Consider the following 14,083-nt stretch of genomic DNA (forward strand, 5'->3'; position numbering starts at 1 on the left):
TGTTGCTGGAACGCGCATGTCGCATCTGAAACGCAAGGCCTATAAAAAGTTGCTGGCGCCGATGCAGCTGGAACTGGTGGACATGGCGCGCTGGTTGCGCCACACCAACCAGCGCGCCCTGGTGCTGGTGGAAGGCCGCGACACCGCCGGCAAGGGCGGCGTGATCCAGACCATCGCCAGCCATCTCAACCCACGCCAGTGTCGCGTGGTGGCGCTGCCCAAGCCCAACGACCGCGAAAGCACGCAGTGGTATTTCCAGCGCTATGTGACGCACCTGCCGGCGGGCGGCGAACTGGTGCTGATGGACCGCAGCTGGTACAACCGCGCCGGCGTCGAGAAGGTGATGGGCTATTGCACCGACGCGCAATACGACCTGTTCCTGGAGCAGGCGCCACGTTTCGAACAGATGCTGGTCGACGACGGCATCCTGCTGTTCAAGTACTGGTTGTGCGTGGACCAGGCCGAGCAGGAAAAGCGCTTTGCCGAACGCCGCGAAGACCCACTCAAGGGCTGGAAGCTCTCGCCGGTGGACCTGCAGTCACGCACCAAGTACGACGACTACACCGCCGCGCGCGAACGCATGCTGGAGGCGACGCATACGCCCGATGCACCGTGGACGCTGGTGGATTTCAACGACCAGAAGCGTGGCCGCCTGAGCCTGATCCGCGATCTGCTGGACCGGCTACCGGACACCGCAGTGCCCGACGAGCTGGTGCAGCTGCCGCCATTGCCCGGCAAGCTGCACAAGGAACGCTATGGCGTGCTGGAGCCGATCGACGATTACGCCGCCCAGTCTTGAGAGATTTCGTCGCTGGCCGCGGTGGCACGCGGTAGCGGGTGCAGGCCGGCCTGACGTTCGGCCTGCTCGGCCTGCAGCACCAGCTGGCTCAGGCGCTGACTGAACAATTGCATGAAACCGCGATGCAGCGGGCGCATCGCTTCCATGTAGTCCACATCGTCGGCCTGCGCGCCGAGCGGGCTACAGGACGACAGCAGCACTTCGTCCAGACGCAGCGCGCTGTCGGGCAGGCGCACCAGCGCGGCGCGGCGCAGCCAGTCGCGCATGCCTTCGCGGTATTCGGCGGCCAGGATGTAGGCCACTTCGACCTGGTCCAGGTCCACATCCGGGTTCCATGCCAGCACCTGGATCACCTGCGAACGCTCGTCCAGCATGCGACCTTCGGCGACCAGCGCATGCAATTGCTGCAGCAGGCGCCATTGCACGCCGGCGGCCTCGCGCTGGGCGGTCGGCATGGCCTCGATGGCCAGTGCCAGGCGCCGTGCAAACAATGCCGGCACCTCGGACAGCACGATCGGGCCGGCATCGGCGCCCAGCAGGAAACGTTCGGTACGCAGCGCGGCGGTGTCGGGAAGGTAGCCGTCCTGCAGCGGGCGCATCACGCCGTGGTCGAGCAGCGACAACACCACATCCAGCCAGTAACGGCGCTCCTGCTGCAGCGTGCGGTTGGCGGCAGCGTTGTGCCAGGACTGACGCACATCGTCCAGACGCAGGATGCAGGACTGCGCATCCAGTCCGTCCCACGGCGCACGGGTGGCGTCGTTCGGGTCGAAGGTTTCCGCGCTGAGCATGCCGCCGCCGAAGCGATGCCAGGCTGCGCCACGCTGGGCGCCGGCCGGGTCCGGCCGGGCCGCGGCCATCGGAGCTACCGTGGCCGGGCGCAGGAGTGCGGCGTAGGCATCAGCCCACGAGTCGGGCAAGCGCGCCGACAGCGGGTAGCTTGCCGAGGGCTGACCCAGCCCCTGGCGTGCCAGACGCAGGCTCCACACCACTGCGCCGATCACGATGCCGCCAAAGATCCAGGCCAGCAGCCAGCTGGTTGCCGCCTGTCCGGTTGCTAGCACGCGGGTTTGCGGGTGCAGGAACAACAACCAGCCGCTGCCCAGCAGGACACCGAGATACAACCACGGCGCCAGCTGCGCCATCTGGCGGTGGCGGCGATGCGCGGGCAGGTCGTGCCCGTCGTTGCGGTCTTGAGATGGAGCGGCCATTACATTCCCCGTGCACGCCTGATCGCGTTGACAAGGTTATCGGCGAGGCAACCCAACTCTGTTGCCCCGCTTCAGTGGCGCACGCTCACCCAGTTACAAAGTCTTCAGTCGGCGGAACCGCGCAGGCAGTGCGCGTGACCGCCGCGACCGTGGCGGCCGGCGGGCCCTGCCATAGCCATGCTTCCAAGGCGTCCAGCGCCGCCGCGCTACCGGCGGCGACCACTTCCACGCTGCCGTCGGCCTGGTTGCGGGCATGCCCGACCAGGCCGAGTGCGACTGCGCGCTGGCGGGTGGACGCGCGGTACCACACGCCCTGCACCACCCCGCTCACCACGAAACGCGCCGCCTGCATCAACCCGCCTTGCCGGTGATGCCGACGGCGGCCTCGATATCGCGTGCGGTCACCGGGCCAAGGAATTGCTTGGCGACCTTGCCGTCCGGGCCGATCAGGTAGGTCATCGGCAGGCCGCGCGGGGTGGCGAAGTCCTGTGGCGGCTGGTACGGGTCGAGGATGGCGATCGGGTACGACACCGGGTGGTCCTTCAAGAACGCCTGCATGTCGGCGCTGGTGATGTCTTCGTAGGCCAGACCCACCACCTCGACGGTGTCGCGCATGGTGTGCAGCGCCGACAGTTCGGGCATTTCCTTCAGGCACGGCGCACACCAGGTGGCCCAGAAATTCACCACCACCCATTTGCCGCGGTGCGCGGCCAGGTCGTAGGTCTCGCCGGTCACGGTCGGCAGCGAGAGCCTGGGCATCTGGGCGGTCTGCTGCACCACCGAGCTGTTGGGCGGTGCAGCCGGGTCGGCCGGGGTGGCTGGCGTGGCTGGCGCCTGGGGCGTGGCGGCAGGCGCAGCGCCGTTGCCGGCAGCGGGAGTGGCCTCGCTGGCCGGCTTGCAGGCGGTCAGCAACAGCAGTGGCAACAGCAGCGCACAGGCGCTGCGGACAAGACGCACGGTCATGGAGGATCTCCGGGAAGGTGGGTGTAGAGGTCGCCGACCGGCTGCGCCAGCACGCTGCGCAAGGGTTGGCGCAGCTGTTCCAGCGCGGCGGCGGCGGCCTGGCCGTAGGCATCGTCGCGGCACGGCAACGGGCGGTCTTCGATCGGCACGCGCAGCTGGCAGTTTTCGTAGAGTTCGGCCAGCGGCACCACGTCAAGATCGCGCGCCAGCAGCCACTGCCCGCGCTCGTCGCGACGCAGCAGGCGGATGCGTTTGAGCTCGCACAGCAGTTCCTGCATCAGCGTGTCGGTGAGCATCGGCTCCAGCGCCAGGATGCGGTCTTCGTCCAGGCCATCGCCGTGGACGCGCGCCTGGCGGAACCGGCCGAGCAGACGCAGCAGGCCGTAAATCTCAAAGCCCGGCGGCAGCCGCATGGCCTCGGGCTGGTAGCGGAAGGCGGACATCGAGGAGGCCAGCGAGGCGCCCAGCAACACCGACACCCAGCTCAGGTAGATCCACAACAGCAGGATCGGCAGTGCCGACAGCGCGCCGTAGATGCGTTGGTAGGTCTGGAAATTACCCAGGTAAAAGCCAAACCCCCATTTGACGATTTCCATCAGGATCACCGCCAGCAGCGCGCCCGGCAGCGCATGCCGCAGCCGCACCACGTGCTGCGGCACCACCCGGTAGATCAGCACGATGCACACGAACTCCACCGCCATCGGCGCCAGCCGCCAGGCGAATTCGGCCAGCCACTGGCCCTCGGTGGTGCGGAACAGCGGCAGCGCGAACACGTAGGCCGCCATCGCCATGGAGGCGGCAGCCAGCATCGTGCCCAGCGTCAGCACCGTCCAGTAGATCAGGAAGCGCGTCACCTTGGGACGGGCGGCGGCAACCCGCCAGATGCTGTTGAAGGTTTGTTCGATGCTGTGCAGGGTGATCAGCAACGAGGCCACCAGCGCGACCATGCCGGCCACGGTGAACTTGCCCAGGTCTTCCAGCGAGCGATTGAGATAGTTCTGTACCGAGCGCGCCGCGCCTGGCACGAAATTGTTGAAGATGAAGTCGGTCAGCGCGTCCTTCCACTCGTTGAAGGCCGGAAACGCCGACAGCACGCCGAATACCACGATCGCCAATGGCACCAGCGCGAACACGGTGGTGTAGGCCAGCGAGGCGGCGGCCTGGAACAGCCGGTCGTCCAGGAAGCGGCGCCACAGAAAGCGCCCGAAACTCACCGTCCGCGCGCGGTCGCGCAGACGTTCTTTCCATTGGTGGAGTTTGTTCACGCGCGACATCGCGCAAGGGTACCCGATGCGCCGTCATCGCGGCCTTGCCGCAGCTGCGGCGTGCAGCAACAGGCTGGCTTGGCCGATACTGCGGCAACTCACACAGGCGGCAACGACACGATGGCGGAGATTCTGGTGCTGTATTACAGCCGGGGCGGTTCGGTGGCGCGGCTGGCGCGGCAGATCGCACGCGGCATCGGCGAAGTGCCCGGCATGAGCGCGCGGCTGCGCACCGTCCCACCGGTGGCTGCGGTCACCCAGACCAGCGCCCCGCCGGTCCCGGACGAAGGCGCGCCCTATGTAGACCGCGCCGATCTGGCCGACTGCAGCGGCCTGCTGCTGGGCAGCCCCACCCGCTTCGGCAACATGGCCGCACCGATGAAGCATTTCCTCGACAGCCTGGGCGCCGAATGGGCCAGTGGCACCCTGGCCGGCAAACCGGCTGGCGTGTTCACCTCTACCGCGTCGATGCATGGCGGACAGGAATCCACCTTGCTGTCGATGCACCTGCCGCTGCTGCATCACGGTTGCCTGATCGTGGGGATTCCGTTTACCGAAGCTGCGCTCAGCCATACCACCAGTGGCGGCACGCCCTATGGCGCCAGCCATGTCTCCGGCGCTGGCGGCGACCCGCAACCGAGCGAGGACGAAGCGCTGCTGGCGCGTGCGCTGGGCCGCCGGGTGGCCGATGTCGCACGGCGGCTGGCAACCCCGTGAGCGTGCGCGCCACGCACTGGCTGCTGAGCGCTGCGCTGCTGGCGCTGGCGGCGTTGTTTGCGGTGTGGTTCCACGACGACCCGCGCCCACTGGCCGCGCTCATCGTGTTCGTGCTGCCGGCCGCGCTGACCGGTGTACTGGCAGTGCGCAGCGCGCGTGCGCGCTTCTGGGCCGGTGTGTTTGCGCTGGGCTGGTTCAGCCACGGCGTCATGGCCGCCTGGAGCCAGCCGCAGGCACGTGGAATGGCGTGGATGGAACTACTGCTCGCCCTGGCCGTGGTGGGCCTGGTAGGTGGTCCCGGCATGGCGGCGCGCTTGGGCAGGAAGCGCCCGCCACGTTGATCGGCGAGCCGATCAAACCGTAGGCGCAGCTGCGCGATGCAGCTGCGCATGCAGCTAGCCGAGGTGGTCAGCCGCGACTACCCCAAGGCAACCACGACACCAACTTCGATCATCGTCAGGCGAACGCGGCCGGCGATCAGGTGGCATGCACAGCCTGCACTCTGGCCCGAGCGCGCCGTCCACGCCACCTGACGAGGACGTGCGGCGTTTCGGCGGCCGCTGTCAGTTTCCGACCAGCGTGGCCACGCTCTGCGGGTCGACATACAGCGAGGTCTTGCCGTTGACCACGCTGTAGTTGCCGCCGAACCCGACATTGAGCGTGCTCGAGGTGCTGTATTTGGCGAACTGCGTGGCAGTGCCGGAGGGCAGCGTCAGGTCCAGCCGCTGGTGGCCGGTGCCGGTGTTGACCGCCACCACCACCAGCTTGTTGTCCGGCGTGCGGTAGGCGGTCACCGAGACATCGCTGTACGGGTGTTCGGTGGCGCCCACGCGCACCGACCCTGGCCGCACGAAGCGTGCGAACTGCGACATCGCATAGCCGCGTTTGCTCACCGCGCCGTTTTCGCTGATGAGCCCGTAGCTGCGCCGGATGTACCACCAGATGTAGGCGTTGAAATTGGCCGCCATGCTGGCGTGCAGTTCGCTGGCCACTCCCAGTGCCGACGGCCATGCGTTGCCATCGGTGTTGTCGGTGTAATGCTCGGTCATCCACACCTGCTTGCCCTTGCTACGCGCCAAGGCATAGTCGCGCGGCTTTGCGCCATACAGATGGCCGGCCACGATGGAGGTGGCCTGACTGGCAGTGGCGTTGTTGAGGACCGGGTCGGTGATGGAGAAGTTGAACCCCACCGATTCGCCGACGATGACCTTGAGGCTGCCGAACCTGCTGCCTTGGCTCACGAGATAGTTGACGAAGTCGCTGCTGCTCCAGTCGGCCGATTCGTAATCCGGGTGCCAATCCGGCTCGTTTTGCAGGGAAATCGCATACAGCGGCGCGCCCTTGCCCGACATGTAATTGGCGAAATCCAGCAGGTGCTGGGTGTAGGCGCCGTAATAGTTCGTCAGCAGCTTGCCGCCATTGGTCAGGCTGTTGTTGGACTTCATGTAAGCCGGCGGGGTCCAGGGGGTTGCGAACACCAGCCCGCCCAGCGCATGCACGCGCGTTGCCGTCGGCACCTGGGTGGCCCAGCCGGAGCTGGAGGGGTCGATGCGCATGCGCAGGATCGACAACCCGATCTGCCCGGTGCCGCTGCCATAAGCCAGATCCACCTGCGCCGGTGTCAGGTCGTTGATCCAGCCGGCGCCATTCATGCCGCCGAACCCGCGCACCGTCTGGTAGGTCTGCGTGGGCGTGATCGTCACCGTCTGCGCAGCGGCATGACCCGCCAGCAGCACAGCCATCGCGCAGGTAAGTGCGCGTAACATCGACAAGGACTTGTTCATGAGGCTCTCCGGGAAGGGAATGCCGACGGCATGCGTACCGACGGCTCGCCGACTATCGACCGCACAAATGTCAAGTCAATTTCCGTAATGTCTCTTTATTGAGTTCGTGACGTAGCACACGCACCCGGCGCAGCGGAGCGGTGCGTGGATCACACTGCGTTTTGCGCTGCGGCATGTGGAGGCTGGGCACGGGCAACGCTGAAGCAACGCGTTCAGTGGCAACTCCAGTTGCACGCTGACTTGGCGCAAGCACGCCATGGGCAGGGCTACGCCAGCCTGCACGACACCCGCTGCCCTCGAACATGCAGGCACCCTTAGGCATGTCGGCGTGCGCCTGCGCCAGGCCATCTCAATCGGATGCAGCGCCGCCACATAGTCGGCAGCCAGGCGCCGGTCTTGCCCCCGCTGGTCTATCGCGATGGCTACCGTACTGCCAGCCCCTTGGCCGGGCGGTATCATGGCGGCCCGCGCGCGGCCTGCGCCGCGTTAGCCCTACAGGATCCGCAGCAATGGAAGACCTCCTGATCGTCACCACCGGTGGCACGATCGACAAGATCTACTTCGACGACAAATCGGACTACCAGATCGGCGACCCGCAGATCGGACAGATTCTGAAAGAACTGGGCGTGACGTTTCGTTTTTCGGTGATTCCGATCATCCGCAAGGATTCGCTGCACATCACCGATGCCGACCGCGAACTGATCCGCGCCACCATCGCCGCCCAGCCCACCCGCCACGTGTTGATCACCCACGGCACCGATTCGATGGTGGAAACCGGCAAGGTGCTGCAGACGATCGCCGACAAGACCATCGTGATGACCGGTGCCTTGAATCCGGCGCGCTTTCGCGGCTCGGATGCCGAATTCAATATCGGTTGCGCGGTGGGCGCAGTGCAATCGCTGCCGTCGGGTGTTTATATCGCCATGAACGGCCGCATCTGGAATCCGCAAAAAGTGCGCAAGAACGTGGCCGCCAACCGCTTCGAATCGGTCTGAGTGCATGAGCAAGGCCACCCGCGCCACCAAGGCACTGGACGCGGCCGGCGTGGGTTATGTGCTGCATCCTTACGACTATCAGGCCGATGCCGATGCGAAGGGATTGCAGGCCGCACATGCGTTGGGCCTGCCGCCGCATACCGTGTTGAAGACACTGATGGCATGGGTCGACGACAAGGCGGTGTGCGTGGTGATTCCATGCGACCGCCGGGTGTCGTTGAAAAAACTGGCCAGCGCCTACGGTGGCAAGTCGGCACGCATGATGGACGTGGCCGATGCCGAACGGCGAACCGGCTACAAGGTCGGCGGTATCAGCCCGCTCGGCCAGCAACGGCAGGCGCCGGTGCTGGTCGAAATCACCGCGCTGGACGCACCGGCGCTGTGGATCAACGCCGGCCAGCGGGGACTGCTGCTGGAATTGCCCGGTACCCAGCTGGTGCATGCACTCGCCGCACGCGCTTGCGCGCTGTGCGAGTGAACGCGTAGACGCAATGCGCGCATGCCGCTTGGCATGCGCGTGACGCGTTTGGGACTTAACTCACGCGATGCCTCTCGACGGACCGCTTGCGTATTTCGATCTTCCGCCAGTGTCTTCGCACTTCACCCATGCACCACTGCCGCACCACAACACCATGTCGCGTGTTTCGGCACGGCAACGACGCCGCGCCGGCACCACTCAATACGCTGCCGTGACACTGACGCCGGAAAAGCCCAGCGTTGCCTTCAAGCGCACGTAATAGACGCCCGCGGCCGGCGCGGCCAGCCTGCAGCTGTCGCCATTGCCCGGCAACATGCTGCGGCAGTTGTACGCCGCGTCGGTCGGTAACGCACCGGCCCGTACCGAAAGGTCGGCATTGCCGCTGCCACCGGCAAGCGCGACCTTGAGCGAACGAGCGCCGGCCGGCACATTGACCTGGTAATACAGCGAGTCGGAAAGCGCTGCGCTCAGCCCGGTGCGTGCCACATTCCTGGCCAAAGTGGTCGACTCGATCACCGCCGCCACCGCGCCATCGGCATTCACCAGCCCTGCCCCGCAGCCCTGCGTGCAGGCGACCGGCATGGGCCGCGCGCTGGCCTTGAGCAGGGCTTTCACCGTTGCCGGCGGCAGCGGATTCAGGGCCACCGACTGCATCAACGCCACCACGCCAGCCACATGCGGCGCCGCCATCGAGGTGCCGCTGTACACCGCATATGCCGCATTGCCCGGTGCCGTGGTGCCGGTATTGAGCGTGGACACGATGGATTGCCCGGGCGCGGCGATATCCACGCCCTTGCCGAAGTTGGAGAAGCCGGCCTTGGCGCCGGCCGAGGTGGTGGCCGCCACGGCGATCACGTTGGCGCAATTGGCCGGCACGCTGGTGGAGACGTCCATATTGCTGTTGCCGGCGGCCACGACCACCGCGCTGCCGCGCGTGACCGCTGCGGCGATGGCGTTGTTCAACGTCGCCGAGCAGGTGCCCGTACCGCCCAAGGACAGATTGATCACCGTGGCCGGATTGGGGTTGGTCGGCACGCCGGAGACCTTGCCGCCGGACGCCCACACGATCGCATCGGCGATATCGGACATGTAGCCGCCGCAGCGGCCCAGCACCCGCAACGGCAGGATCCTGGCGTTGAACGCGGTACCGACCACGCCCACCGCGTTGTTGCCCACCGCCGCCACGATGCCGGCCACATGCGTGCCATGCCAACTGGAATTGGACGCCGACGCTCCGGGCCCGCATTCGTTGGCCGCGGCCCAGTCGCCCTGGTCGGCCGCGTTCGCATCGCGCGCCGTGCCATCGCGCGCCGTGGCCGGATCAACGATGAAGTCGTAGCCGGGCAGCACATTGGCTGCCAGGTCCGGATGATTGGTGATGCCGGTGTCGATCACCGCCACCACGATGCCCTTGCCGGTGGAACGGTCCCAGGCCGGACGGATGTTGAGGCTGGCGGCGGTCGCGCCCATCGCCCACTGCTGCGGCACGCCGGGGTCGTTGGGAACCAGCAGTGGCCGCATCAGGATGTCCACTTCCACGCGTTTGACCGCCGGGTCGGCGGCCAGGCGCCGCATCAGGCTTTCCGAATCCACGCGGTCCAGCTTGCGGTCGGCCACCAGCAACATCGGCCCGCCACTGAGCCGGCGCGTGGCCGACAGGCCCAGCGCCTTCCCGCGCGCTTGCGGCACGGCACGCGCGATGTCGCCCCATGGCGCAGACAACCCGGTCGCCCGGCCGCTGCCGACGCTGTTCTTGTAGCTGACGATGAAGCGCTGATGGGTGCTGCTGGAATTCAATCCTTGCAGACTGACCTCGCCAGCGGCGGCATGAAACGTGCATGACAACGCACAGACGAATGCAACGCGGCGCAGTGCGCCCACTGAGTGATACGGCATGACTTCATCCCTCCCCAAGGATCTTGCAACCCGGTTGGCAACGCATTGAAGCCACTGCGCTGCGCCGTTCCCGTTGCGCGTGCATGCAGATGTTGCATGCCTCACGTGGGCTGGCTATCGGCGTGCTACCGGGCGCACTGAAGGCAGCCATGCCGTGCTGGCACGCGCTTCATTCAGCCAGCGCTGGCGGCCCTGGCCGGCGGTGCGGCCATTACCGCTTCCCGAACGCACACTGCCCCGCGTAGAGCGGGGCAGTGCAGGTTTCAAAGCACCGACACCGGCGTCGGAAAAGACCCGACGCATTGCCGGCATCGCGCCGGCATCGCGGTCGTCGGCGCAGGTTTACGGGGTCTGGCTGACCGCGCCGGCCGCGTTGACGATGCCCGCGCCGCAGCCGCCCGAGCAGGCGCCCGGCAGCGGACGTGCAGTGTTCTTCAGCAGCGTTTCCACCGCCGCAGGCGTCAGCGGACGACTGGCGACCGACTGCACCAGCGCCACCACGCCGGCCACGTGCGGGGCCGCCATCGAGGTGCCGTTGTAGCTGGCGTAGCTGGCCGAACCCGGCGTGGTGGTGCCGCTGTTCAAGGTCGACAGGATCGCCGAACCCGGCGCGGAGATATCGATGCCGGTGCCGTAGTTGGAGAAGCTCGAACGCGCGCCGGCCGAGGTGATCGATGCCACCGAAATCACGTTGGCGCAGCTGGCCGGGGTGAAGTTGGCCACGTTGGCATTACTGTTGCCGGCCGCCACCACCACGGTGGTGCCGCGCGACACCGCGCTGTTGATGGCGTTCTGGTAACTGCTCGAGCAGCTGCCGCTGCCGCCCAGCGACATGTTGATCACTTCGGCCGGGTTGGCATTGGCCGGCACGCCGGACACGGTGCCACCCGAGGCCCACACGATCGCATCGACGATATCGGAGGTCGCGCCGCCGCAGGCGCCCAGCGCACGAATCGGCACGATGCGCGCGTTGAACGCGGTACCGGCCACGCCGGTGCTGTTGTTGGTGACCGCCGCGATGGTACCGGCCACATGGGTGCCGTGCCAGCTGGAATTGGCGGCCGACGTACCGCTGCCGCACTGGCCGGCCGTGGTCCAGTCACCCTGGTCGGCCGGATTGCTGTCACGCCCGTTGTTGTCGCGTGCACGCGTGGCATCGCTGATGAAGTCGTAACCCGGCAGCACGTTGGCGTTGAGGTCCGGATGGCTGGTGATGCCGGTGTCGATCACGGCCACCACCACGCCGGTGCCGGTGGCGGTATCCCAGGCCGGGCGCACGTTGATGCTGGAGGAAGAGGTACCGAAGCCCCACTGCTCGGACAGGCGCGTGTCGTTGGGAGTCAGCACCGGGTACATGATCTGGTCCACTTCCACGTAGTCCACGCTGGGGTCGGCGGCGATGCGGCGCATCAGGGTTTCGGCGTCGGCGCGGTCCAGGCCACGATCGGTCTTGAGCACTTCCGAACCCAGCGCCGTGCGGCGCACGTGGTTCAGGCCCAGCGCACGGCCGGCGCGTGCCGGCATCGCGCCGGCAACCGAATTGAGCGATGCGCGCATCGAGGTCGGGCTGACCGCCGCACTGGAACCGTCTTTGTATTTGACGATGAAGCGGTCCAGGGTGGGCTGCGAGTCCAACCCGGACAGATTGACCTGACCGGCAAACGCCGGCACGGCCAGCAGCGAGGTCAGCGCGGAAACACCCAGGACTACCAGCGCGCGCGTGGGCGCACGACGTTGCGACACATTGGACATCGATCGTTCCTTATTGGAGAGGTACCGCAGCTGCGGCGAGAGGGCCGGCCCGTTGCCGCACGCTGCGGTTCGGAGCCGGAAACTGCACGGGCGCCAGGCCCGTCGGGGCGACTGGCCGGTGTCCATTCCGGCCAAGCGGCAACACGTCGCCTGCGCCTGCCGAAACGGCAGACCTGGGCGAGGTATCGCAGATGGGGTTGAAGCGAGGAAGGCGCGTTCCCTGGCGGTCATGCCAGGGAACGCGTGCAGCGATCCAGCGTCAGTAGCTGGCGGTCAGGGTCACGCCGGAGAACGTGCTGTAAGCCTTGATCCGCACGTAATAGGTTCCCGACGGCGAAGTGATGTTGCAGGTTTCGGCATTGCCATCGAGATACGGACGGCAGGCATAGACGGTGTCGGTGGGCGCGCTACCGGCCCGCACGTACAGGTCTGCATCGCCGCTGCCGCCGCTGGTGGTCACCGTCAGCGTGCCGCTGCCGGCCGGCACCGTGATGGTGTAGTTCAACTCCGCGCCCGTGGCTGCACCCAGGCCGGTCACCGGCGTGCCGTTGGTCAAGGTGTTGCCGGTTCCGCCACCACCACCGCCACTGCTGCCGGCGATGGCCGCCGTCACCGCCGCATCGGCATCGACGATGCCCGCACCGCAACCGCCCGAACAGGCGCCCGGCAAGGCGCGTGCGGTGTTCTTCAGCAGTGTTTCCACTGCGGCAGGCGTCAACGTGGTGGGCGCCACCGACTGCACCAGGGCAACAACGCCGGCCACATGCGGCGCCGCCATCGAGGTGCCGTTGTACGAAGCGTAGCTGGCGTTGCCCGGCGTGGTGGTACCGCTGTTGAGCGTGGACAGGATCCCCGACCCTGGCGCGGAGACGTCGATCCCGCTGCCGTAGTTGGAATAGCTGGCCTTGGCACCGGCCGAGGTCGTGGCCGCCACTGCGATCACGTTGGCGCAGTTGGCCGGCAACGAACCGGACACGTTGGCGGCACTGTTGCCGGCCGCCACCACCACCGTGGTACCGCGCGAGACGGCGCCGTTGATTGCGCTCTGCATCGTGGACGAACAGGTGCCACCGCCGCCCAGCGACATGTTGATGACTTCGGCCGCGTTGGGATTGGCCGGCACACCGCTGACGGTGCCGCCGGAGGCCCAAATGATGGCATCGGCGATGTCCGACAGCGAACCGCCGCAACGGCCCAGCACGCGGACCGGCACCACCTTGGCGTTGAACGCGGTACCGGCCACGCCGGTGGTGTTGTTGGTCACCGCCGCCACCGTGCCGGCGACATGGGTGCCGTGCCAGCTGGAATTGGACGTGGCGCACCCACTGGTCGAGTTCCAGTCGCCTTCGTCGGCAGGATTGTTGTCGCGCCCATTGCCGTCGCGCGCGGCGGTGGCATCGCTGATGAAGTCATAGCCGGGCAGGATGTTGGCGTCCAGGTCGGGGTGGCTGACGATGCCGGTGTCGATCACCGCAACCACGACGTTGGCACCGGTGGCCTTGTCCCAGGCCGGGCGGATGTTGAGCCCGGCGTTGGTGGTGCCGAAGGCCCATTGCTCGGACAGGCGGCTGTCGTTGGGGGTCAGCGTGGGGTACAGCATCTGGTCCACTTCCACGCTTTGCACGTTGGGGTCGGCGGCCAGCTGGCGCATCAGGGTTTCGGCTTCGGCGCGATCCAGCGCGCGGTCGGCCTGAATCAGCTCCGGTCCCACGGCCAGACGACGCACGCTGTTCAGGCCCAGCGGCTTGCCGGCCTTGGCCGGCAACGCACGTGCAGCGGTGCGCAACGAGGTGGTCAACACACTGGGGCTGCTCAGGGCGCTACTGCCGTCCTTGTAGGTCACGATGAACTTCTGGTGGGTCTGCGCGGTGGCCAGGCCACCCAGGTAGACATCGCCGGCAAATGCCGGCGTTGCCAGCAACAGCGAGGTAAGTGCCGAAGCACCCAGGATGCAGAGCGCACGGTGGCGCGGACGAAACGACGCGTTAGACATCGAATTCCCTTCCAGTCAAGAGAACCGCCGAAGCGGTAGTTCCGAAACCGTCGCGATGGCGACTGGCCCAGTGCCCCGGACCGCCCCTGTTATCGATCCGTTCAGCGAACCTATCCCAAAGAAACCGAACTGGACAATACGGAGTTGGTAATTTTCGAAATCAAAATGTCATTGCGTGACTTCAATCACACTTGACTCATGCTGAATTCGACCGGTTCCCAGGCGAAAAA

The 14,083-nt window shown here is 66.8% G+C and carries 13 protein-coding genes; 5 read left to right on the top strand and 8 right to left on the bottom strand.

Translation table 11 applies throughout. The features are described 5' to 3' along the window. The first annotated feature begins 16 nt into the window (after positions 1 to 16). Positions 17 to 799, top strand: a complete 783-nt coding sequence (gene ppk2, locus AC1POX_RS17340; RefSeq protein WP_008578152.1) for a polyphosphate kinase 2 — start codon at positions 17 to 19, stop codon at positions 797 to 799. On the opposite strand, the gene AC1POX_RS17345 is transcribed toward ppk2, so the two are convergent. The 4 genes from AC1POX_RS17345 to AC1POX_RS17360 form a co-directional block, all read right to left on the bottom strand. Further along, entirely contained in the window at positions 781 to 2,010 is a 1,230-nt protein-coding gene (locus AC1POX_RS17345; RefSeq protein WP_372356422.1) for a hypothetical protein, read from the bottom strand. The two genes, ppk2 and AC1POX_RS17345, sit on opposite strands and share 19 nt — an antisense overlap. A gap of 85 nt (positions 2,011 to 2,095) precedes the next feature. Continuing rightward, complete coding sequence (locus tag AC1POX_RS17350) at positions 2,096 to 2,362, bottom strand: acylphosphatase (RefSeq protein WP_008578150.1); 267 nt, start codon at positions 2,360 to 2,362, stop codon at positions 2,096 to 2,098. Next, a complete protein-coding gene (locus tag AC1POX_RS17355; RefSeq protein WP_055026988.1) occupies positions 2,362 to 2,973 on the bottom strand; it encodes a TlpA family protein disulfide reductase in 612 nt (203 codons plus the stop codon). The genes AC1POX_RS17350 and AC1POX_RS17355 overlap by 1 nt, the downstream gene beginning before the upstream one ends. Then, complete coding sequence (locus tag AC1POX_RS17360; RefSeq protein WP_008578148.1) at positions 2,970 to 4,247, bottom strand: YihY family inner membrane protein; 1,278 nt, start codon at positions 4,245 to 4,247, stop codon at positions 2,970 to 2,972. The genes AC1POX_RS17355 and AC1POX_RS17360 overlap by 4 nt, the downstream gene beginning before the upstream one ends. 111 nt (positions 4,248 to 4,358) lie before the next feature. On the opposite strand from AC1POX_RS17360, the gene wrbA reads away from it, so the two are divergent. Together wrbA and AC1POX_RS17370 are read left to right on the top strand one after the other, a co-directional pair. Continuing rightward, complete coding sequence (gene wrbA / locus AC1POX_RS17365; protein ID WP_033837399.1) at positions 4,359 to 4,955, top strand: NAD(P)H:quinone oxidoreductase; 597 nt, start codon at positions 4,359 to 4,361, stop codon at positions 4,953 to 4,955. After that, the gene (locus tag AC1POX_RS17370; protein ID WP_008578146.1) at positions 4,952 to 5,296 is read left to right on the top strand and encodes a DUF2069 domain-containing protein; all 345 of its coding nucleotides are present in this window, start codon (positions 4,952 to 4,954) and stop codon (positions 5,294 to 5,296) included. Before wrbA ends, AC1POX_RS17370 begins: the two co-directional genes overlap by 4 nt. 222 nt (positions 5,297 to 5,518) lie before the next feature. On the opposite strand, the gene AC1POX_RS17375 is transcribed toward AC1POX_RS17370, so the two are convergent. Continuing rightward, positions 5,519 to 6,739, bottom strand: coding sequence for a glycoside hydrolase family 30 beta sandwich domain-containing protein (locus AC1POX_RS17375; RefSeq protein WP_209261716.1), 1,221 nt, complete (start codon positions 6,737 to 6,739; stop codon positions 5,519 to 5,521). 509 nt (positions 6,740 to 7,248) lie between these two features. On the opposite strand from AC1POX_RS17375, the gene AC1POX_RS17380 reads away from it, so the two are divergent. Both AC1POX_RS17380 and ybaK read left to right on the top strand, forming a co-directional pair. After that, complete coding sequence (locus tag AC1POX_RS17380) at positions 7,249 to 7,734, top strand: asparaginase domain-containing protein (protein ID WP_008578144.1); 486 nt, start codon at positions 7,249 to 7,251, stop codon at positions 7,732 to 7,734. A gap of 4 nt (positions 7,735 to 7,738) precedes the next feature. Then, complete coding sequence (gene ybaK / locus AC1POX_RS17385; protein WP_014089474.1) at positions 7,739 to 8,212, top strand: Cys-tRNA(Pro) deacylase; 474 nt, start codon at positions 7,739 to 7,741, stop codon at positions 8,210 to 8,212. A 198-nt stretch (positions 8,213 to 8,410) separates the two neighbouring features. Here the strand turns inward: ybaK and AC1POX_RS17390 are convergent, their stop codons facing one another. The 3 genes from AC1POX_RS17390 to AC1POX_RS17400 form a co-directional block, all read right to left on the bottom strand. Then, positions 8,411 to 10,108, bottom strand: coding sequence for a S8 family peptidase (locus AC1POX_RS17390; protein ID WP_372356423.1), 1,698 nt, complete (start codon positions 10,106 to 10,108; stop codon positions 8,411 to 8,413). Positions 10,109 to 10,450: 342 nt separating this feature from the next. Further along, on the bottom strand, positions 10,451 to 11,860 hold the full coding sequence (locus AC1POX_RS17395; RefSeq protein ID WP_008578141.1) for a S8 family peptidase: 1,410 nt from the start codon (positions 11,858 to 11,860) through the stop codon (positions 10,451 to 10,453). 259 nt (positions 11,861 to 12,119) lie between these two features. Next, a complete protein-coding gene (locus AC1POX_RS17400; RefSeq protein ID WP_014089471.1) occupies positions 12,120 to 13,853 on the bottom strand; it encodes a S8 family peptidase in 1,734 nt (577 codons plus the stop codon). Between the last annotated feature and the right edge of the window lie 230 nt (positions 13,854 to 14,083).

It is taken from the genome of Xanthomonas sp. NCPPB 3442 (assembly GCF_056725145.1).

Excerpts from the sequence above, each read along its gene's own strand:
- ppk2 (WP_008578152.1), top strand. The coding sequence starts at position 17 with ATGTCGCATCTGAAACGCAAGGCCTATAAAAAGTTGCTGGCGCCGATG.
- AC1POX_RS17345 (WP_372356422.1), bottom strand. The coding sequence starts at position 2,010 with ATGGCCGCTCCATCTCAAGACCGCAACGACGGGCACGACCTGCCCGCG.
- AC1POX_RS17350 (WP_008578150.1), bottom strand. The coding sequence starts at position 2,362 with ATGCAGGCGGCGCGTTTCGTGGTGAGCGGGGTGGTGCAGGGCGTGTGG.
- AC1POX_RS17355 (WP_055026988.1), bottom strand. The coding sequence starts at position 2,973 with ATGACCGTGCGTCTTGTCCGCAGCGCCTGTGCGCTGCTGTTGCCACTG.
- AC1POX_RS17360 (WP_008578148.1), bottom strand. The coding sequence starts at position 4,247 with ATGTCGCGCGTGAACAAACTCCACCAATGGAAAGAACGTCTGCGCGAC.
- wrbA (WP_033837399.1), top strand. The coding sequence starts at position 4,359 with ATGGCGGAGATTCTGGTGCTGTATTACAGCCGGGGCGGTTCGGTGGCG.
- AC1POX_RS17375 (WP_209261716.1), bottom strand. The coding sequence starts at position 6,739 with ATGAACAAGTCCTTGTCGATGTTACGCGCACTTACCTGCGCGATGGCT.
- AC1POX_RS17380 (WP_008578144.1), top strand. The coding sequence starts at position 7,249 with ATGGAAGACCTCCTGATCGTCACCACCGGTGGCACGATCGACAAGATC.
- ybaK (WP_014089474.1), top strand. The coding sequence starts at position 7,739 with ATGAGCAAGGCCACCCGCGCCACCAAGGCACTGGACGCGGCCGGCGTG.
- AC1POX_RS17390 (WP_372356423.1), bottom strand. The coding sequence starts at position 10,108 with ATGCCGTATCACTCAGTGGGCGCACTGCGCCGCGTTGCATTCGTCTGT.
- AC1POX_RS17395 (WP_008578141.1), bottom strand. The coding sequence starts at position 11,860 with ATGTCCAATGTGTCGCAACGTCGTGCGCCCACGCGCGCGCTGGTAGTC.
- AC1POX_RS17400 (WP_014089471.1), bottom strand. The coding sequence starts at position 13,853 with ATGTCTAACGCGTCGTTTCGTCCGCGCCACCGTGCGCTCTGCATCCTG.